The organism is Micromonospora sp. NPDC004551 (assembly GCF_040609975.1).
Classification (GTDB): domain Bacteria; phylum Actinomycetota; class Actinomycetes; order Mycobacteriales; family Micromonosporaceae; genus Micromonospora.
The window spans coordinates 1-18,228 of record NZ_JBEXLM010000044.1; the positions used below are offsets into that span (position 1 = coordinate 1).

The window sequence follows — 18,228 nt, forward strand, 5'->3', positions numbered from 1 at the left end:
GTATGTCTTCCGCCACCCCGCGATCGTCGGCCGGGGCCCCCCGGCGGTCGGGGGGGGCCGCCGGCCGTCCCCCGGGCCGCGCCGGGCGGGGCACCCCGCCCGGCGCGGTCACCGGGTCAGGCGCCCGCGGCGGCCCCCGCGGTCCGGGCGACCAGGGCGCGACGCAGGTCGTCGTCCAGGTCGACGACCCTCCGGCGCAGCCCCGGCGTGAGGTCGTCGCGGGCCAGCAGCGCCGCGGCCAGCTCCCGGGTGGTCTGGGCCACGGCGAAGCGGGGGAAGGCCAGGGCGGCGACCCGGTCCGCCGTCCAGGGGGTACGCAGCCGCGCGGCGGCCGGCATGTCGGCGAAGTACCGCTCGACGTAGCCGGCGGTCAGCTCGGCCTGCTCGGGCTGCCAGAAGCCCTCCGCGGTCGCCTCGACGAGGCGGTTGGAGAGCTCGGTGTTGTGGATGACGATCTCCCAGGCGGCCCGCTTGGCGTCGGGGTCGGGCAGCGCGGCCCGGCAGCTCGCGGCCCGCTCGGCGCCGGTGGCGCTGCGGTCGGTGGCCGCCTCGGCGGCGATCTCGGGCTCGCCGGCCGCGCCGAGCACCACGAGCCGGTGCAGCAGCGCCCAGCGCAGGTCGGCGTCGACCGCGAGCCCCTCCGGCACGCCCTCGCCGGCCAGCCAGCCGGCGAGCAGCCCGGTGTCGGTGGTGGCGTCGATGAGCCCGCGGGCCGCGGCGAGTTGCAGCGAGCCGCCGGCCGGGGCGCCGGCCAGCAGGGTGGCGCACGCCCCGGCGATGCGGAGCAGGGCCGCATCGCGGGCCAGCGGGTCCAGGTAGCGGTCGACCAGGTTGCGGCTGAGGGTGAGCACGTCCTCCGCGATGATCACCTCGGTCTCGGCGGGCAGTGCCGCCGCGATCAGCGCGACCACCGAGGTCACCGGCCGTTCGCCGTCGGTGGCCGCGTCCAGTGACTCGCCCCAGAGCAGCGCCCGGGCCAGCGGGTCGGCCAGCCCGGGGAGCACCATCGGCACGGCATCCGCCGAGGCGGGATCGAGCCGGATCTTGGCGAAGGTGAGGTCGCCGGCGTTGGGCAGCAGCAGGCCGGTGGCCGGCTGCCCGACCAGCTCGGCGAGCACGGTGCGGCCCCGGTCGGCGGCCGGGTCGATGTCCACCTCGAAGTGGTGCACCGGGGCGCCGGCGACGTGCCGGGCCACGCCGATGCGGTGCGGGCGCAGCACCGGATGGGCCTCCGGCGCGGTCTGCACCACCGCCGCCTCGGTCCACCGGCCGTCGGCGTTCACCGCGGTCTCCATGCGCAGCGTGTTGACCTGGGGCCGGCGCAGCCAGCGCTCGGCCCAGTCGGCCAGGTCGCGCCCACTGGCGGCGCTCAGACTCTCCAGCAGGTCGGCGAGGGTGGCGTTGCCGAACCGGTGCTTGGCGAAGTGCGCGTTGAGGCCGGCCAGGAACGGCTCGTCGCCGACCCAGGCGACCAGCTGGCGCAGCACACTGGCGCCCTTGGCGTAGGAGATGCCGTCGAAGTTGAGCAACGCCTGGGCGGCGTCGGCCACCTCCTCGGGGGCCACCGGGTGGGTGGAGGGGCGCTGGTCGGCCGCGTAGCCCCAGGCCTTGCGGCGCATGGCGAAGGTGGTCCACGCCTGGGTGAAGCGGGTGGCCTCGGCCGTGACCCGGGTGCCCAGGTATTCGGCGAAGGACTCGTTGAGCCACAGGTCGTCCCACCAGCGCATGGTGACCAGGTCGCCGAACCACATGTGCGCCATCTCGTGCGCGATGGTGGTGGCCCGCAGCTCCCGCTGGCTGTCGGTGACCGCGGAGCGGAAGATGTAGTCGTCGCGCAGGGTCACCAGGCCCGGGTTCTCCATGGCGCCGGCGTTGAACTCCGGGCAGAACGCCTGGTCGTACTTGCCGAACGGGTAGCGCTCGCCGAAGAGCTGGTGGAACCGGTCGAGGCACTGCCGGGTGACCGTGAAGATCTCGTCGGCGTCGGCGTCCAGGTGCGCGGCGAGGGACCGGCGGCAGTAGAGGGCGAGCGGGATGCCGTCGTGCTCGTCCTGCCGGACGTGCCAGGGGCCGGCGATCAGCGTGACGAAGTACGTCGCCAGCGGCGGGGTGGGCGCGAACTCCCAGCGCCCGGGCGCCGGACGGTCGGCGACCTGGCCGTTGGCGGCCACCGTCCACTCCGGCGGGGCGGTCACCGCGAGGGTCACCGGGGCCTTGAGGTCGGGCTGGTCGAAGGCCGCGAAGATGCGCTGCACGTCGTCGAGAAAGGACATGGCGTAGAGGTAGGTCTCGCCGTCGGCCGGGTCGACGAAGCGGTGCATCCCCTCGCCCGTGTTCGAGTAGGCCATCTCGGCGCTGACGGTCAGCGTGTTGCTCGCCGCCAGCCCGGTCAGCGGCAGCCGGTTGTCGGCGAGCAGGGCCGGGTCAAGATCCTGGTCGTTGAGGCGTACGCCCAGCAGGCGCAGGGGTTTCACCTCGGCGAAGGTGTCGGCGCCGGGGGCCGCCCGGAACCGGATGGTGACGGTGGAGCGGAACCGCTCGGCGTCGCCGGTCAGGTCGAGGTCCACCTGGTAGGACTCGACGGTAATCAACGCGCCACGCGCGGTCGCCTCTACACGGGTCAGGCTCGGCATCCGCTTATCCTGCCCGATGGGGCCCGAGCGGGCTCCCCCGATACGCGTGGCGATGGAGGAACAACGATGGGTCAGCACCCCAAGGGCGATTTCGACCTGTCTCGCGCGGTCTGGCAGCGGGCCGAGGGCGACACGTCGGACAGTGCGGTCGAGGTGGCCTTCGTCGGCGACCTGATCGGGATGCGCAACTCGGCCGAGCCGGACGGGCCGGTGCTCGTCTTCACCCAGGACGAGTGGGACGCCTTCGTGTCGGGCGCCCAGGACGGCGAGTTCGACCTGGACTGAGCCCGCCCGCTCAGTCACCGTCGCCCCAGCCGAGCCCGCCGGGGCCGGGGGCGTGGTGGAAGCCGGGGTGGCCGGCCACGTCCGCGCAGCGCTCGCCGTCGGGGCCGACCGCCCCGCAGAACAGCCGCTCCGCGCGGTGCCACGCGTCGGCCGGGGACAGCGCCGCGGCGCCGAGCGCCAGCTCCGGGCGGAGCAGGCCGAGCGCCTCGGCGTACGCGACCGCCAGCTCCCGCGCGACGGTCGGGTCGGCCGCCTCGAAACCTAGGTGAACGGTGAAGTGCCGGCGCGGCCGGGCCGCGGCACGCCGGGGCGGCCCGACCAGCGGCTCCTCCCGGTCGCCCCGCCGCAGCCCGGTCACCGCCCGCCGGTGCCGCCGGTGTGCCGTCCTGTTGTCCCGCATCCGTCCTCCCCGTTGCCGGTGGCCGCCCCGCCGGAGTGGCGCCGGCGGGGGCGGGGCCGGCCGCCGCCGGCCCCGCACCGAAGCGAACCAGCTTTTCCGCGCCCTGGGAGGGGCCAGCTTCCGCACTCGGCGCTGGCCCCCTCCCCCGGCGTCACCGGGCGAGGATTCGCCGGTGCCGGCCCGGGTAGGTACCGCAGCGACCGCGCAGGGTCGCCGAGCCGCGTCAGGAGCAGCCGATGAGCACCATCCCGAGCGACCGCAGCCCGGAGAGCACGCTGGCGTTCCTCCGCGAGGGCTACCGGTTCGTCGGCGCGCGGTGCGACCGCCTCGGCACCGACGTCTTCCAGACCCGGCTGCTGCTGGAACCGACGATCTGCCTGCGCGGCCGCCCGGCGGCGGAGCTGTTCTACGACAACGAGCGCTTCGTCCGGCGCGGCGCCATGCCGATGCGGGCGCAGCGCACCCTGACCGGCGTGGGCGGCGTCCAGGGCCTCGACGGCGCCGAGCACCGGAGCCGCAAGGCGATGTTCATGTCGATCATGACGCCGTCGGCGATCCGCCACCTCGGGCAACTCTTCGACGACGAGTGGCGGGCCCGGATCCCGGCGTGGGCGGAGGCCGGGCCGGTCGTGCTCTACGACGAGGTCGGCCGGATGCTGACCCGGGCGGTCTGGGCCTGGGCCGGGGTGCCGCTGGCCGACGCCGACGTGCCCCGCCGGACCGCCGAGATGCACGCGATGATCGACGGACCGGCCGTGGTCGGCCCGGCGCACTGGCGGGGGCGGCTCGGCCGCCGCCGCGCCGAGCGGTGGGCCGGCGAGGTGATCGAGCGGGTGCGCTCCGGCGCCCTGCCGGCGCCGGAGGGCAGCGCGCTGCGGGTCGTCGCCGAGCACCGGGACGACCAGGGCGACCTGCTGGCCCGCCGGATCGCCGCGGTCGAGCTGCTCAACGTGCTCCGCCCGACGGTCGCCGTGGACCGCTTCGTGGTCTTCGCCGCGCTGGCGCTGCACGACCACCCGCACTGGTGCGACCGGATCCGCGGCGACGACGCGGCGGCCGAGAGCTTCGTGCAGGAGGTACGGCGCTACTACCCGTTCTTCCCGGTGGCCGCGGCCCGGGTCCGGCGCCCGTTCGAGTGGCAGGGGTACGCCTTCCCGCAGGGCCGGCGGGTGCTGCTCGACCTCTACGGCACCAACCACCACCCGCAGCTCTGGCCGGAGCCCGAGCGGTTCCGGCCGGAGCGGTTCGACGGCTGGCGGGGTGACCCGTTCCGGCTGGTGCCGCAGGGCGGTGGCGACCACCTCACGGGCCACCGCTGCGCCGGCGAGTGGGTGACGATCGAGCTGATGAAGCGGGCGGTCGGCAACCTCACCGGGTCGATGAGCTACCGGCTGCCGCCGCAGGACCTCGCCCTGGCCCTCGGCCGGATGCCCGCCCTGCCGCCCAGCCGCCTGGTCGTCGACGGCGTACGCCGAACCGCGTGATCACCGCCCCACCTCGAACCGGAGGTCGGTGATCTGCCCGGAATCGTCGCAGCGGATCTTGTGGAGCGCCACCGCACCGAGGTCGGGGCTGTCGAAGAGGCGTACGCCGCCGCCGAGCAGCACCGGCACGAGGTGCACGACCAACTCGTCGAGGAGCCCGGCCCGGATGCACTGCCGCGCCACGTCAGCGCCGAACACGCCCACGTCCCGGTCACCGGCCGCTTCCCGGGCGAGGTCGGCGGCCTTCGCGACGTCGCCGGAGAGGTAGGTGACCCCGTCGAGGGGCTCGGCGGGCCGGTGCGTCAGCACGAAGACCGGCCCGGACCAGGCGCCGCCGTAGATGGCCCGGGCCCCGGCGCCCGGTCGGTTGCCGAGCTCCAGGCCGCGCCGGCCGGAGAGGATCGCGCCGGTGCGGCGCATGGTCTCCGCCCCGAGCGGGCCGGCGGAGCCGTAGCCGAACATCCACTCCGCCGAGTCGTCCGGCGGTGCGATGAACCCGTCCAGCGACATGGTGACGTGCCAGATCATCCGCGCCATCGCGCCTCCTCGCGCTGGCCGCCCCCGGCGGGCGGGGCCGGCGCCAGTGTCACCCGGGGGTGCGACAGGCGGTCACTCCGCGACCACCAGCGCCTGCGGGGCGGCCTGCTTCATCCGGGTACGCAGCCACTTGAGCTGCATCGCGGTCTCCTGCTCGCACGCCTTGACCACGCCGAGCAGGTCCTCGTCGCGGGCCCCGTACGCGGCCTGCCCGACCACGGTCCAGCAGATGTCGCACTCGGCGGCCATGAGATAGAGGTCCTGGAGGTCGCGGAGCAGCCCGATCGGCCCGGTACGCGTGCCGGAGAACAGCTCGGAGTGCAGCCGGTCCGGCTCGGCCGGTGCCTCCTCGGCGTACCGGCGGGCGAAGGGGGCCAGCCTCTCCGCGTGGGTACGGCACTGGATGGCCAGCTTCTCGCAGGTGTGGAAGACGTCCGGCTCCTCCGCGTGCGCCTCGCCCACCTCGGTGAACGCGTCGCCGAGCCGTTCCTGGGCCTTGTGCAGCAGGCCGAGATAGTGCGCCAGGTGCATGGTCACTCCCCCCTCGACGGCGCCTCGGCGGCCGGCCCGCCGACCGTGGCCGGGATTCCGGAGCCCTCCGGCGGGGCGGAGCCGCCCACGGTGGGGGCGGGCGAGGGCCGGCCGCCCGAGTCGGCCTCCTTCACCACCCGCACCGCCGCCACCTTGAAGATCGGTTGTTTGGAGACCGGGTCCCAGGCCGTGATGGTCAGCTCGTTGGCCGCCCGGTCGTGCCGCCCCTCGCCCGGGGCGGTGCCGTCGGCCGCGTCCCAGTAGCCGTAGTGGAAGGGCAGGAAGACGACGCCGGGGCGTACCCCGCAGATCCGGGCCCGGGCGCGGACGACGCCGCGCGGCGACTCGATCCGGAGCAGGTCCCCCTCGGCGACGCCGAGCCGGACGGCGTCGGCCGGGTTGACCTCCACCCACGACTCCGGGGCGGCGTGCACGAGCTGGGTGGCCCGGCCGGTCTTGGTCCGGGTGTGGAACTGGTAGACCGTACGGCCGGTGGTGAGCAGCAGCGGGAACTCCCCGCTCGGCACCTCGGGCGACGGCTGGTAGGGCGTGGCGTGCAGGAACGCCCGCCCGCCGGGCTGCTTGGCCCGGTACTCCCCGGGCAGCAGCTCGGCCCCGGTGGCCAGGTCGTGACCGTACGACTCGCAGTAGTCGGGGTCGGTGTTGAACACCCCGTCGGTGTAGAGCCGCTCGGTGCCTTCCGGGTGCTCGGCGGTGCACGGCCACTGGATGCCGCCGGTGCGCAGCCTGTCGTAGGTCATGGCGGTGTAGTCGCAGGGCCGGCCGCGGGAGCACTCCTTCCAGGCCTCGAAGACCTCCTCCGGCCCGGTCCAGGTGATCAGCGGGTTCCCGTCCTTGTCGCGGAAGTCCATCCGGTGGGCGTAGTCGAGGAAGATGTCCAGGTCGGGGCGGGCCTCGCCGGGCGGCTCGACCGCCTTGTCGGAGATGTGCACGGTCCGGTCGACGCTGGTGAACGTGCCGGTCTTCTCGCCCCAGGTGGCGGCCGGCAGCACCACGTCGGCCAGCTCGGCGGTCTCGGTCAGGAAGAGGTCCTGCACCACCACGAGCAACTCCGGGTTCGCCAGGATCCGGCGGATCCGGGCCAGGTCGGGCAGGGAGACCGCCGGATTGGTGGCCGAGATCCACAGCAGCTTGATCGAGCCCTGCTCGGCGTACCGGAAGATCTGCATGGCGTGCGTCGGCGGCGCCCAGTGCGGGATCTTGTCGACCTCGACGTTCCACAGCCGGGCCAGCTGCGCGATGTGCTCCTCGTTGGCCCAGTTGCGCAGGCCGGGAAGGTCGCCGTCGGCGCCGCACTCCCGGTTGTTCTGCGCGGTGGGCTGGCCGTTCATCTGGTAGAGCCCGGCACCCGGCCGCCCGAGCATGCCGCGGATCAGGTGCAGGTTGTTCACCTGGCAGGAGGCCGCGGTGGCCTGGTTGGACTGGTAGAAGCCCTGGAGGACGGTGGAGAGCAGCCGTTCCGACCGCCCGAGCAGCTCGGCGGCGCGCTCGATGTCGGCGGCCCGCAGGTCGCAGATCTCGGCGACCTTCGCGACCGGGTAGTCCTCCACCACCTGGCACAGCTTCTCGAAGCCGAGCGTGTGCGCCTCGACGTAGTCCTTGTCGTACCAGCCGCGGTGGATCAGCTCGCGGAGCAGGCCGTTGAGCAGCGCCTGGTTGGTGCCGTTGCGCAGCGCCAGGTGCACATCGGCCTCCCGGGCCACCGGGGTGGCGCGCGGGTCGACCGCGAGCATGGCCGGCGGATTCGGCCCGCGCCGCCGGTCCAGCATCCGCATCCAGAGCACCGTCTGGGTCTCCGCGACGTTGTGCCCCCACAGCGCGATGGCGTCGCAGTGGTCGACGTCGGTGTACGACCCGGGCTGCCCGTCGGTGCCGAAGGACGCCTTGAGCGCCGCGGCGGCGGTGGCGGTGCAGAGCCGGGTGTTGCCGTCCATGTGCGGGGTGCCGATACCGGCCTTCCCGATCACCCCGAGCGTGTAGTACTCCTCCAGGAAGAGCTGACCGCTGGTGTAGAAGCCGAAGTGCCCCCAGCCGCCCGGGCCGTCCAGCAGTTCCTTCGACCGGGCCACGATCCGCCCCATGGCGGTGTCCCAGTCGGTCTCGACCAGCCGGTCCCCCTCCCGCACGAGCGGCCGGCGCAGCCGGTCCGGGCTGTGGTTGGCCTGCCAGCCGTAGAGGTCCTTCGGGTCGACCCGGCCGTGGTTGATCCGGTCCCCGGCGCGGCCGCGGACCCCGACGATCCGGTCGTCGCGCACGGCGATGTCCATGGCGTCGCCGTTGGAGTGCAGGATCGAGGCGCTGGGCACCCAGCGCTGCACGTCGGCCTCGGTGTGCCCGTCGGCGAGGAAGGTGTCCACCCGCACCGGCCAGCGCTCGCCCGGCCCGTACGGCGTGCGCGGCCCCCAGGGGTCCGCGATCCGGTCCACCACGGTTCATCCCTCCTTCGGCGCCGCCCACAGCGGCATCGGCCGGCCGGTCGCCCGGTTGAACAGCAGATCCACCACGGTCATCAGCAGCACGGCGCCGAACGCGACGACGAGCTGGCCCGGGGTGTGCAACAGCCCGAGGCTGACGATCAGTGTGGTCGCGCCGGCCGGTGGGTGCGCGGCCTTCAGCAGCACCAGCACCGCGGCGGTCACGGCGAGCGAGCCGGCCGCGGCCACGATCCGCGCCCCGGACACCCCCTCCTGAAGGGCGGACGGCCGGTCGGCCAGCCCGGTGACCACCAGGAACGCGTACCCGGCGAGCAGCGCCACCAGGTGCCCGACGACCGTGTTGCGGGGCGAGGACTCCGGCTTGCCGGGCTGCTCGACGTGCAGCATGATCGCCGGCCCGAGGCTGGGGAACAGCCACGGCTGCCGGGTCAGCAGGGCGACCGCGCCGGCCACCACCACGGCGACCGCGCTGCCGGCGAAGGCCCGCGCGGCGGGCCGGGACGGCGTCTCATCGATCTCGGGGGGCATGGCTGGTGCTGTACCCTGCCGCGGGATTTCGAATCGACGCACGTCCCGGCGATCGCGCCCGGTCAGGCCGCCTGCGGGTGCAGCACGGTCCGCAGGCAGCCGTCCTCCTTCTTCTGGAAGATCTCGTAACCCCGCGCCCCCTCCTCCAGGGACATGGGGTGGGTGGCCAGGTAGCCGGGATCGATCTCGCCGATCGCGATCCGGTCCAGCAGCATCGGGATGTAGCGCTGGGCGTGCATCTGCCCCATCCGCAGCACCAGCGCCTTGTTCATGGCCGCACCGAGCGGGAACTTGTCCACCAGGCCGCCGTACACCCCCACGATGCTCACCGTGCCGCCCTTGCGGCAGGCCATGATCGCCTGCCGGACCGAGGTGGGCCGGTCGGTCTGGAGCCTTGCGCTCTGCTTCGCCTTGTCGTAGGCGTAGGTCGGCCCGACGTCGTGGGCCTCCATGCCGACCGCCTCGATGCAGGCGTCGGGCCCGCGCCCGGCGGTCAGCTCGCGCAGCGCCTCCAGCACGTCGGTCTCCGCATAGTTGATCGTCTCGACGCCGAGTCGCTGCGCGGCCGTGGCCAGCCGTTCCGGCAGCCGGTCGATGACGATCACCCGCTCGGCGCCGAGGATCTGCGCGGACCGGGCGGCCATCTGGCCCACCCCGCCGGCGCCCCACACGGCCACCACCTCGCCGCCCTTGAGGCCGCAGAAGTCGGCCGCCATCCAACCGGTCGGCATGGCGTCGGAGGCGAACACCACCGAGTCGTCCGGCACCCCGTACGGCACGGTGAACGCGCCGACGTCGCCGAACGGCACCCGGATGTACTCCGCGTGGCTGCCCGAGTAGCCGCCGGCCGCGTGCGAGTAGCCGAGGATGCCGGCCGGCGAGTGGCCCCAGAGCTTCTCGGTGAAGACGGGCTGCGGGTTGGAGTTGTCGCACAGCGAGTACTGCTCGGTGCGGCAGTACCAGCAGCCGCCGCAGGCCACCACGGAGCCGACCACCACCCGGTCGCCGACCTTGATCCGTTGCACGTCGGGGCCGGTCTCCACCACCTCGCCCATGAACTCGTGGCCGAGGATGTCCCCCTCCCGCATGGCCGGCAGGTATCCGTTGATGAGGTGCAGGTCGGAGCCGCAGACGCTGCTGGCCCGCACCTTGACGATGATGTCGCCGCCCGACCGCACGGCCGGGTCCGGCACGTCGCGGACGGCCAGCCGGCCGACGCCCTCCCAGCACAGCGCCCTCACGGCCGGCCTCCCGCCATCAGCTTCTCCCGGACCCGGTCGGTCGCCTGCTCCTGCTTCGGGCTGCGCCCCGACGGGTCGTGCCGGGTGTCCAGCACCTGCCCGGTCTCGATCAGGGACTTGATCCGGCGCAGGCCGCTGCGCAGCGCGAGGTCCGGGTCGTCCCCGCCGACCAGGCCGAGCGCCCGGCGTACCGGGCCGGACCGCCAGCGCAGCTCGGCACGGATCTCGGTGCCCCGGTCCTGCGGCGCGGGCACCAGCTCGACCCGCCCCTGCTGGGCCACCGGCCCGTCGGTGACCCGCCAGCTCAGCCGGCCCGGGCCGTCGACGGTGATCTCGGCCCGCCATTCGGTGCCGCCGCCGGCCGGGTCGCTCGCCACGCAGCGCCACCGGTTGTCGTCGAGCTGCTCCAGGGTCGCCCACTCGGCGAGACCCCGGTCCAGCCGTGCCCGGTCGGTCCAGAAGCCGATCACCGCGTCCACCGGGCGGTCCACCGTGATCCCCCGGTGGACGACGTACCAGCCGTCCGCCCGGTCGGGTTGGTGCCGGCGCCGTCGGCGGGCCACCACCCGGCCGACTCCGAGCGCGGTCACCGTGGCGGCGCCGGCCAGCGCCCACCTCGTCGCGTTGCTGCTGCTCATCACGTCTCCTCCACCGGGGGCGCCTCGGACCGCCCGCATGCCGGTGCGCTACCCGGCCCGGAGGCGTCGAAACGGTAAAACGGTTTGATCACCCAAATTTCGGGCACGCTGCCGTCCCGCCAGACCGAGAGGGGCGCGCCATGGCCTTCGACCCCAGCGAACCCGGCCGGCACCGGCCGCCCGGCGGCGACCCGGAGGCGCTCGCCCGCCTCGACCCCGGCGCGGCGGCCGCGCCGGACCGGCTCCCGCTGGCGTACGTCCTGCCGTTGCCCGCGGACTCCGACACCGGCGGCAGCGGGCTGACCGGGTACCTGCGCGAGCTGAGCCGCTGGGTGGACGTGATCGTCGTGGACGGGTCGCCGCCGGAGCGGTTCGCCCGGCACGCCGCCGCGTGGCGCGGGCTGGTGCGGCACGTCCCGCCCGATCCCGCGCTGCGCGGGCGTAACCCCACGGTGCTCGGCGTGCTGACCGGCGTGGCTCTGGCCCGTCACGAGCACGTGGTGATCGCCGACGACGACGTCCGCTACGACCTGGCGGGGCTGCGCGCCGTGCACGGCCTGCTCGAACGGGTGGACCTGGTCCGGCCGCAGAACCACGTCGACCCGCTGCCCTGGCGCGCGTGGCGGGACACCGGCGGGACGCTGCTGCGCCGGGCGGTCGGCGGGGACTCGCCGGGCACCCTCGCGGTGCGCCGGAGCACCTTCCTGGCGATGGGCGGCTACGACCCGGACGTGCTCGCCGAGAACCTGGAGCTGGTCCGGACGGTCCGCGCGTACGGCGGCGCCACGGCGACCCCGGCCTGGCTGTACGTGCGCCGGCTCCCGCCGACCGCCGCGCGACGGGCCCGGCGGGCGTACGACGAGTCGGCCCGGCCGGGATGGCGGCTGGCCGCGCTGGCGGTGCTGCCGGCCGCGGCGGCCGTGCTCGCCGCCCGCCGGCCGGGGCTGCTGGTGCGGGCCGGCGCCGCGACGGTGGCCGTGGCGGAGCTGGGCCGGCGACGGGCCGGCGGCGCCCGGATCTTCCCGGCGCACACCACGCTCGCGGCGCCGCTCTGGCTGGTGGCACGCGGGGCCGGCGCCTGGCTCGCCGTGGGCCGGCGGCTACGCGGCCGCGGGCGCGCCGGGGACTCCGGTCAGGCCGCGAACTCCACCCGGGCGCTGCGCCGGCGGCTCGCCGAGCGCCGCCCCGACGACCTGGTGCTCTGGGTGGAGACCGGCGTCCCGCCGGCCCCGGTCCGGGCGGAGCGGCTGCCGCGCTGAGCGGGCGACCCCGCACGCGACAGCTCGCGGCCACTTCCCGGCGTGCTGCCGGGCGTGGCCGCGAGCTGCGGCGTGCGGGTGTCGGTGATCAGTACCGCACCTGGTCGCGGGACTGCTGCGCGGTGTCCCTGACGTCCTGCGCGGCCGACCTGGTGTCGTCCTTGACGGCGTGCACGGCGTCCTGCGCGGTGGCCTTCACCGACTCGGTGGCGTGCTGCGCGGGCTCGCGCAGCTCCTCCTTCAGCTCCCCGGCGACCTCGGTGAGCTTCTCCTTCACCACGCCGCCGTGCTCGGCCGCCTTCTCCTTGACCTGCGCGGCGACCTGCTGCTCGCGGCGGGTGGCCGGGATCAGCGAGGAGACCAGCATGCCGACGCCGAAGGCGATCACGCCGGCCGCGATCGGGTTGCCCTCGGACTTCTCCCGCAGCACCTGCGGAGCCCGGTGGGCGGCGTCGCCGACGGTCGAGGCGGCGGCGTGCGCCTTGTCGCCGACGGTGGACGCCGCCGAGGAGGCGTGGTCGCCCACCGAGTGGGCTGCGTGGCCGGTGCTGTGGCCGAGATCCGAAGCGGTTCCCATCACCTTGTCCTTCACGTTCGTCAGCGCGCTGCGGACGCGCTGCTTGCGGTCGTCGACGATGCGGCTCGGGCTGACCTTGTACGCCAGGGCGTCCACGTCCGAGCTCAGGTTGCTGCGAGTGGCTTCGATCTCCCGGCGGATCTGGTCGGGGTCGGTGCTCATCGGTTGACTCCCTCCGGGTGCGGCTTGAGCGCGTCGGGGATGCGCTGCACGCTGTCGTTGGTCTGCTTGAGGCCGCGGATCCGCTCGGCGTTCTTCTTGGCCATCGAGTAGAGGACCGCGGCGACCACGGCCCAGATCACGGCCACGATCAGCGCGGCCAGACCGGAGTCCATCACGTTGTCCAGGAACTGCCAGATCGCGATGGAGACGAAGAGCGCCACCATGTAGCCGCCGAAGCCGGCGCCGCCGAAGAGGCCGGCGGCCTTGCCCGCCTTCTTCCCCTCCTGGCGGATCTCCGCCTTGGCCAGCTCGACCTCCTGGCGCATCAGCGTGGAGAGGTCCGTGGTGACCTGGCGCATCAGCTCGCCGATGGAGCTGCCCCGGACCTCGTCCGCGGTGTGCGGCGCGCCCGCCGCGGTATAACCGGAGTCCAGTCCGGACCCCTGCGTCGGCATGCTCATGCCGTCGCCTCCCTTCTGCCGGTCAGGCCGTTCACGGACGGTTGACGCCGCTCGACGGCACACCCGGCAGCGGGTCGGTCCGGCTCGGCGGGGGCAGCGGCTGGCCGGTGCCACCCTCCGGGTCGGCCCAGGTGTTCGGGGCGCCGCCGGCCGGGTAGGTCGCGCCCGGCGCGGAGTAGCCCGGGTCCGGCTCGGCGTACGTGCCGGGGGTCGGGTCGAGGTAGCCGCCCGGCGGCACCTGCTCCGGCACCGCCCGCGAGGTCGGGATGACCGCGGTCCGGTCCGGGTCGTACGACGGCTGCACGCCGTTGCCGTCGCCGACGGCCGCGATGTTCCGGGTCAGCCGGCCGGCGACCACGCCCAGCAGGGCGGCGCCGACCAGGAACGTGCCCGGGTTGCGGCGGGCGTAGTTCTTCACCTCGTTGAGGAGGTCGCCCGGCTCGCGCTGCTCCAGCCAGCCGGCCACGCCGTGCACGCGATCGGCGGCCTGGTGGGCCAGCTCGGTGACCGGGCCCGCGCCGCCGCCGTTCTGCGCCATCGAGCGCATCTCCTCGGCCAGCGAACGCAGCCCGCTCGCCGCGCGCTGCTGCTGCTGGCTGGTCTGGGCGGTCACCTGGTTCCGGGCCTCACCGTAGAGGTTGCGGGCCTGGCGCTTGGCCTCGCCCACCACCTCCTGGCCCTGCTCCTTGGCGGTCTGGGCGACCGCGCCGCCCGCGTTGGCGGCCTCGTTGCCGACCTGGCGGGCCTGGTCACGGACCCCGCCGCCGTTGGTCGACTCGTAGGTGCCGGACGAAGATGAGAGATCGTAAGTCATGATGTCCCTTCCGCTCGGAATTCGTAGCGGTTGTGCTCGGGGGATCACACCGGCGTTGCTTGCCGGCGTGTCGGAATCCCTACCCCCGGTCGCCGGGTCCATGCCTGATTCGTCATTTCTCTGCGGCGACGCCCCGCCCTGGTCACACAATGGAGGGTCTGCCCGCTCCGGGCGTCGGTGAGCTCCACGGAGGTGACAGCGATGGCACGTGACGTGCGCGGACGCGCCGCGGCCCGGTCCCGGCCGCCGATCCAGAAGGTCGCCCTCGCGGTGGCCGCCGTCTTCGTGCTGATCGGTGTGCTCGGCTTCGTCCCCGGCTTCACCACCCACTACGGCGACCTGAAGTTCGCCGGCCACCACTCGGAGGCCAAGCTCATCGGCCTGTTCCAGGTGTCGATCCTGCACAACCTGCTGCACCTGCTCTTCGGCCTGGTCGGCCTCGTGCTGGCCCGCCGGGTCGCCGGGGCGCGGCTGTTCCTGGCCGGCGGGGGCGCCGCCTACCTGGGCCTCTGGCTGTACGGCTTCGCCATCGACCGGGAGACCGCCGCGAACTTCGTGCCGTTCAACGACGCCGACAACTGGCTGCACCTCTTCCTCGGCTTCGGCATGCTGGCGGTGGGCCTGCTGCTCAACAACGAGGTGGGCACCGGCGGGCGCCCGGACACCCCCCTCGACCGGCCCTGACCAGTACCGTCACCCGTTCGGACGGCATCGGCCGCGACGCACCGGGCCCACGTTTGCCCGTTCACCGGTGGGGGCACCAGGACCACCACGGGGAGTGACCCCGGTGGGACGAGGAGGTCCGGCGATGCCACGTTGGTTGCGGGACAACGCGCTCACGGTCGCCATGCTCGGCGCGTTCGTGATCTTCCTGCTGTTGCAGAGCGTGTTCGGCTGGCAGGTGCACAACGAGGAACTGGCCGAGTACGGGTCCGCGCCGCTGAGCTGGTGGACGTACCTGGGCACCGGGCACTTCGCCGAGGCGGTCTTCGAGAACTGGGAGTCGGAGTTCCTCCAGATGGGCGGCTACGTGCTGCTCACCGCGTACCTGGTGCAGAAGGGCTCGGCCGAGTCGAAGCCGGAGGGTCAGACGGATCGGCCCGAAGACGACCCGCGGCGCGCGACCCCGGACTCCCCCTGGCCGGTGCGGGCCGGCGGCCTGCCGCTGGCGGTCTACCGGAACAGCCTCTCCATCGCGCTGTTCATGATCTTCGCGGGCTCGTTCCTGGGCCACCTGTTCGGCGGCGTGGCCAACTACAACGAGGAGCAGGCGTTGCAGAGCGGGGCCGCCCCGATCAGCGCGTGGCAGTTCCTCGGCACCAGCGACTTCTGGTTCCAGTCGATGCAGAACTGGCAGAGCGAGTTCCTCGCCGTGGGCGTGCTCATCCTGCTCAGCATCGTGCTGCGCCAGCACGCCAGCCCCGAGTCCAAGCCGGTCACCGCGGCCCACGCCGAGACCGGCGCGTAGGGATCCGCCTCAGGCGGCGACCGGGAGCCGCTTGGCGAAGCACACGCTGTACGGGTTGTCGACGTACTCGCCGTAGACCGGGATCGGCTGGTAGCCGCAGGACCGGTAGAGGCCGACGGCGGCGGGGAGGTAGGTGCCGGTCTCCAGGCACACGGTGGTGTGCCCCTGCCGGAAGGCCAGCTCCTCCAGGGCGGCCAGCAGCTGCCGGGCGATCCCCCGCCCCCGGTACGCCGGCCGGACGTACATCCGCTTCAGCTCGCCGGTGCCGGCGTCGAGGGCCTGGAGGCCGCCGCAGGCGACCGCCCGGCCACCCTCGACCACCGCCAGGTAGTGGATGTCGTCGTGGGTGACCGTCACCTGCCCGTCCAGGCCGCCGTCGGCCTCGCGCAGCTCGCGCTGCTGGGCGGTGACCAGGGCGGCGATCTCGGGATCGGTGGCGGGACGGGATTCGATCAGCATCCCGCCACGGTAGGTCGACCGGATTTCACGGAGGTTTCCGGCCAACGTCCCGAACACGGACGGAGCGGAACTAATCCCAGTCCTCGTCGTCGGCGTCGTCCTGCGGGGCGGCCTCCACCTCGTCCTCCCGGCGCACCCGGCGCGCCTTGCGGGCGGCCAGCCGCTCCGCGGCGGAGGCGCGGGTCGACTTGTCCTCCAGCCGGACGTCGGTACCCCGGTTGCCGGGAACGAAGTCGACCCCGGCGTAGAGGGTCGGCTGCCAGTCGAACTCCCGGTCGCCGATCCGGACCAGGTCGCCCGCCTGCGCGCCGGCCTTGGCCAGCTTCTCCTCCACGCCGAGGCGGGCCAGCCGGTCGGCCAGGTAGCCCACGGCCTCGTCGTTGTCGAAGTTCGTCTGCTTGACCCAGCGCTCCGGGCGGTTGCCCACGACCGTGAAGGACCCGTCCTCCTCGGCCTGGATGGTGAAGCCGGTGTCGTCGACCGCCTTGGGGCGGATCACGATCCGGGTCGGCTCGGCCGGCGGCGCGGCGCGGCGGGACTGGTCGACCAGCTCGGCCATCGCGTACGTCAGCTCCCGCAGCCCCTCCCGGGTCGCGGTGGAGACGTCGAACACCCGGAAGCCGCGGGCCTCCAGGTCGGGCCGGACGATGTCGGCGAGGTCCCGCCCGTCCGGCACGTCGATCTTGTTGAGCGCCACCAGGCGGGGGCGGTCGGCCAGACCGCCGTACTGGGTCAGCTCCGACTCGATGGCGTCGATGTCGGCCAGCGGGTCCCGGCCCGGCTCCAGCGTCGCCGTGTCGACCACGTGCACCAGCACGGCGCACCGCTCGACGTGGCGGAGGAACTCCAGGCCCAGGCCCTTGCCGGTGGCCGCGCCCGGGATGAGCCCCGGCACGTCGGCGACCGTGAAGGTGTGGTTGTCCACCCGGACGACACCCAGGTTGGGCACGAGCGTGGTGAACGGGTAGTCGGCGATCTTCGGCTTGGCCGCGGAGATCACCGAGATCAGCGACGACTTGCCGGCGGAGGGGAAGCCCACCAGGCCGACGTCGGCGACGCTCTTCAGCTCGAGCACCACGTCGAGCCGGTCGCCGGGCTCACCCAGCTCGGCGAAGCCGGGGGCCTTGCGCCGGGCGTTGGCCAGCGAGGCGTTGCCCCGGCCGCCGCGGCCGCCCCGGGCCGCCTCGAACGTGGTGCCGACGCCGACCAGGTCGGCCAGCACCTCGCCGTCGAGGGTCTGCACCACGGTGCCGTTCGGCACCTTGATGACCAGGTCGTGCCCGTTGGCGCCGTCCCGGTTCGAGCCGGCACCGCCCTTGCCGTTCTCGGCCTTCATGTGCGGCCGGAAGTGGAAGTCGAGCAGCGTGGTCACCTGCGGGTCGACGACCAACGAGACGCTGCCGCCGTGCCCGCCGTTGCCCCCGTCGGGCCCGCCGAAGGGCTTGAACTTCTCCCGGTGGATGGAGACACAGCCGTGCCCGCCGTCGCCGGCCTGCATGTGCAGGACGACCCGGTCAACGAACGTCGTCACGATGCGATCCTTCCAGCGGGACACCGCCCCGCATCTGAAAAAGCGAAGCGGGCCGGGACCCGAGGTCCACGGCCCGCAACGCCTGCGAATTACTGCTGCGGCACGATGCTGACGGTCTTGCGACCGCGCTTGGTGCCGAACTGGACCGAGCCGGCGGCCAGCGCGAACAGCGTGTCGTCGCCGCCACGGCCGACCAGGTCACCGGGGTGGAACTTGGTGCCACGCTGACGGATGAGGATCTCACCCGCGCTGACGACCTGACCACCGAAGCGCTTCACGCCGAGCCGCTGGGCCGCGGAGTCGCGACCGTTACGCGAGCTGGACGCACCCTTTTTGTGAGCCATTGGAGGACGACCTACTTCCCGCTGGAGATGCCGGTCACCTTGACCTGGGTCAGCGGCTGGCGGTGACCCTGGCGCTTGTGGTAGCCGGTCTTGTTCTTGAACTTGTGGATCCGGATCTTCGGGCCCTTGGTGTGCGCGGCGATCTCGCCGGACACCGCGACCTTGGCAAGCTTCGCCGCGTCGGTCACCAGGTCGTCACCGTCGACGAGGAGCACCGCGGTGAGCTTCACCGCGTCGCCGGGGGCACCGGCGAGCTTCTCGACCTCGATCACGTCGCCCTCGGCGACCTTGTACTGCTTGCCGCCGGTCTTGACGATCGCGTACATCGGAGGCGGACTCCCTGTCGTTGAGGCTGCTAGCGTCTTTACCCACCGTTACCGGTCGGTCGTTCCCACGGCGTCTCGCCGGGAGCCGTGACAC

The 18,228-nt window shown here is 73.7% G+C and carries 20 protein-coding genes; 5 read left to right on the plus strand and 15 right to left on the minus strand.

Annotated elements, in window-relative coordinates:
- Positions 1-116: 116 nt before the first annotated feature.
- Positions 117-2,633, minus strand: a complete 2,517-nt coding sequence (gene pepN, locus ABZW14_RS31530) for an aminopeptidase N (protein ID WP_355353925.1) — start codon at positions 2,631-2,633, stop codon at positions 117-119.
- A gap of 66 nt (positions 2,634-2,699) precedes the next feature.
- On the opposite strand from pepN, the gene ABZW14_RS31535 reads away from it, so the two are divergent.
- Positions 2,700-2,918 carry a DUF397 domain-containing protein gene (locus tag ABZW14_RS31535; RefSeq protein WP_355353928.1) on the plus strand — a complete coding sequence of 73 codons (219 nt, stop codon included), beginning with the start codon at positions 2,700-2,702 and terminating at the stop codon, positions 2,916-2,918.
- Positions 2,919-2,928: 10 nt separating this feature from the next.
- Here ABZW14_RS31535 and ABZW14_RS31540 read toward each other — a convergent pair whose 3' ends face one another.
- Positions 2,929-3,318, minus strand: a complete 390-nt coding sequence (locus ABZW14_RS31540; RefSeq protein ID WP_355353931.1) for a hypothetical protein — start codon at positions 3,316-3,318, stop codon at positions 2,929-2,931.
- Positions 3,319-3,554: 236 nt separating this feature from the next.
- Here ABZW14_RS31540 and ABZW14_RS31545 point away from each other — a divergent pair, with 236 nt between their 5' ends.
- Positions 3,555-4,802, plus strand: a complete 1,248-nt coding sequence (locus ABZW14_RS31545) for a cytochrome P450 (RefSeq protein ID WP_355353934.1) — start codon at positions 3,555-3,557, stop codon at positions 4,800-4,802.
- On the opposite strand, the gene ABZW14_RS31550 is transcribed toward ABZW14_RS31545, so the two are convergent.
- The 6 genes from ABZW14_RS31550 to ABZW14_RS31575 all read right to left on the minus strand — a co-directional run bounded on the left by ABZW14_RS31550 (position 4,803) and on the right by ABZW14_RS31575 (position 10,733).
- Positions 4,803-5,339 (minus strand): dihydrofolate reductase family protein, encoded by a 537-nt coding sequence (locus ABZW14_RS31550; protein WP_355353937.1) that lies wholly within the window; start codon positions 5,337-5,339, stop codon positions 4,803-4,805.
- A gap of 72 nt (positions 5,340-5,411) precedes the next feature.
- Positions 5,412-5,870: a hypothetical protein gene (locus ABZW14_RS31555; RefSeq protein ID WP_355353940.1), complete on the minus strand. Its 459-nt coding sequence runs from the start codon at positions 5,868-5,870 to the stop codon at positions 5,412-5,414.
- A gap of 2 nt (positions 5,871-5,872) precedes the next feature.
- Positions 5,873-8,320, minus strand: a complete 2,448-nt coding sequence (locus tag ABZW14_RS31560) for a molybdopterin-dependent oxidoreductase (RefSeq protein ID WP_355353943.1) — start codon at positions 8,318-8,320, stop codon at positions 5,873-5,875.
- A 3-nt stretch (positions 8,321-8,323) separates the two neighbouring features.
- Positions 8,324-8,854: an HPP family protein gene (locus tag ABZW14_RS31565; protein ID WP_355353945.1), complete on the minus strand. Its 531-nt coding sequence runs from the start codon at positions 8,852-8,854 to the stop codon at positions 8,324-8,326.
- 62 nt (positions 8,855-8,916) lie between these two features.
- On the minus strand, positions 8,917-10,095 hold the full coding sequence (locus tag ABZW14_RS31570; RefSeq protein WP_355353948.1) for a zinc-dependent alcohol dehydrogenase: 1,179 nt from the start codon (positions 10,093-10,095) through the stop codon (positions 8,917-8,919).
- Entirely contained in the window at positions 10,092-10,733 is a 642-nt protein-coding gene (locus ABZW14_RS31575) for a cyclase (RefSeq protein ID WP_355353951.1), read from the minus strand. The genes ABZW14_RS31570 and ABZW14_RS31575 overlap by 4 nt, the downstream gene beginning before the upstream one ends.
- A 140-nt stretch (positions 10,734-10,873) precedes the next feature.
- Between ABZW14_RS31575 and ABZW14_RS31580 the strand changes: the two genes are divergently transcribed.
- The gene (locus ABZW14_RS31580; protein ID WP_355353954.1) at positions 10,874-11,992 is read left to right on the plus strand and encodes a glycosyltransferase family 2 protein; all 1,119 of its coding nucleotides are present in this window, start codon (positions 10,874-10,876) and stop codon (positions 11,990-11,992) included.
- 88 nt (positions 11,993-12,080) lie between these two features.
- Here ABZW14_RS31580 and ABZW14_RS31585 read toward each other — a convergent pair whose 3' ends face one another.
- Genes ABZW14_RS31585 through ABZW14_RS31595 form a run of 3 tightly spaced genes read right to left on the minus strand, consistent with a single transcriptional unit; the run spans position 12,081 to position 14,006 of the window.
- Complete coding sequence (locus ABZW14_RS31585) at positions 12,081-12,731, minus strand: DUF3618 domain-containing protein (RefSeq protein WP_355353957.1); 651 nt, start codon at positions 12,729-12,731, stop codon at positions 12,081-12,083.
- Positions 12,728-13,192, minus strand: coding sequence for a phage holin family protein (locus tag ABZW14_RS31590; RefSeq protein WP_355353960.1), 465 nt, complete (start codon positions 13,190-13,192; stop codon positions 12,728-12,730). The genes ABZW14_RS31585 and ABZW14_RS31590 overlap by 4 nt, the downstream gene beginning before the upstream one ends.
- A gap of 31 nt (positions 13,193-13,223) precedes the next feature.
- A complete protein-coding gene (locus ABZW14_RS31595; RefSeq protein ID WP_355353963.1) occupies positions 13,224-14,006 on the minus strand; it encodes a hypothetical protein in 783 nt (260 codons plus the stop codon).
- A gap of 201 nt (positions 14,007-14,207) precedes the next feature.
- Here ABZW14_RS31595 and ABZW14_RS31600 point away from each other — a divergent pair, with 201 nt between their 5' ends.
- Both ABZW14_RS31600 and ABZW14_RS31605 read left to right on the plus strand, forming a co-directional pair.
- The gene (locus ABZW14_RS31600; RefSeq protein WP_355353966.1) at positions 14,208-14,690 is read left to right on the plus strand and encodes a DUF4383 domain-containing protein; all 483 of its coding nucleotides are present in this window, start codon (positions 14,208-14,210) and stop codon (positions 14,688-14,690) included.
- A gap of 124 nt (positions 14,691-14,814) precedes the next feature.
- Positions 14,815-15,474, plus strand: coding sequence for a DUF6766 family protein (locus ABZW14_RS31605; protein ID WP_355353969.1), 660 nt, complete (start codon positions 14,815-14,817; stop codon positions 15,472-15,474).
- Between the two features lie 9 nt (positions 15,475-15,483).
- Here ABZW14_RS31605 and ABZW14_RS31610 read toward each other — a convergent pair whose 3' ends face one another.
- The 4 genes from ABZW14_RS31610 to rplU form a co-directional block, all read right to left on the minus strand.
- On the minus strand, positions 15,484-15,933 hold the full coding sequence (locus tag ABZW14_RS31610; RefSeq protein WP_355353972.1) for a GNAT family N-acetyltransferase: 450 nt from the start codon (positions 15,931-15,933) through the stop codon (positions 15,484-15,486).
- Positions 15,934-16,003: 70 nt separating this feature from the next.
- Positions 16,004-17,464, minus strand: a complete 1,461-nt coding sequence (obgE, locus tag ABZW14_RS31615) for a GTPase ObgE (RefSeq protein WP_355353975.1) — start codon at positions 17,462-17,464, stop codon at positions 16,004-16,006.
- Positions 17,465-17,553: 89 nt separating this feature from the next.
- Positions 17,554-17,808: a 50S ribosomal protein L27 gene (gene rpmA, locus ABZW14_RS31620; protein WP_013288010.1), complete on the minus strand. Its 255-nt coding sequence runs from the start codon at positions 17,806-17,808 to the stop codon at positions 17,554-17,556.
- An 11-nt stretch (positions 17,809-17,819) separates the two neighbouring features.
- Positions 17,820-18,134, minus strand: coding sequence for a 50S ribosomal protein L21 (gene rplU, locus ABZW14_RS31625; RefSeq protein ID WP_018787289.1), 315 nt, complete (start codon positions 18,132-18,134; stop codon positions 17,820-17,822).
- Between the last annotated feature and the right edge of the window lie 94 nt (positions 18,135-18,228).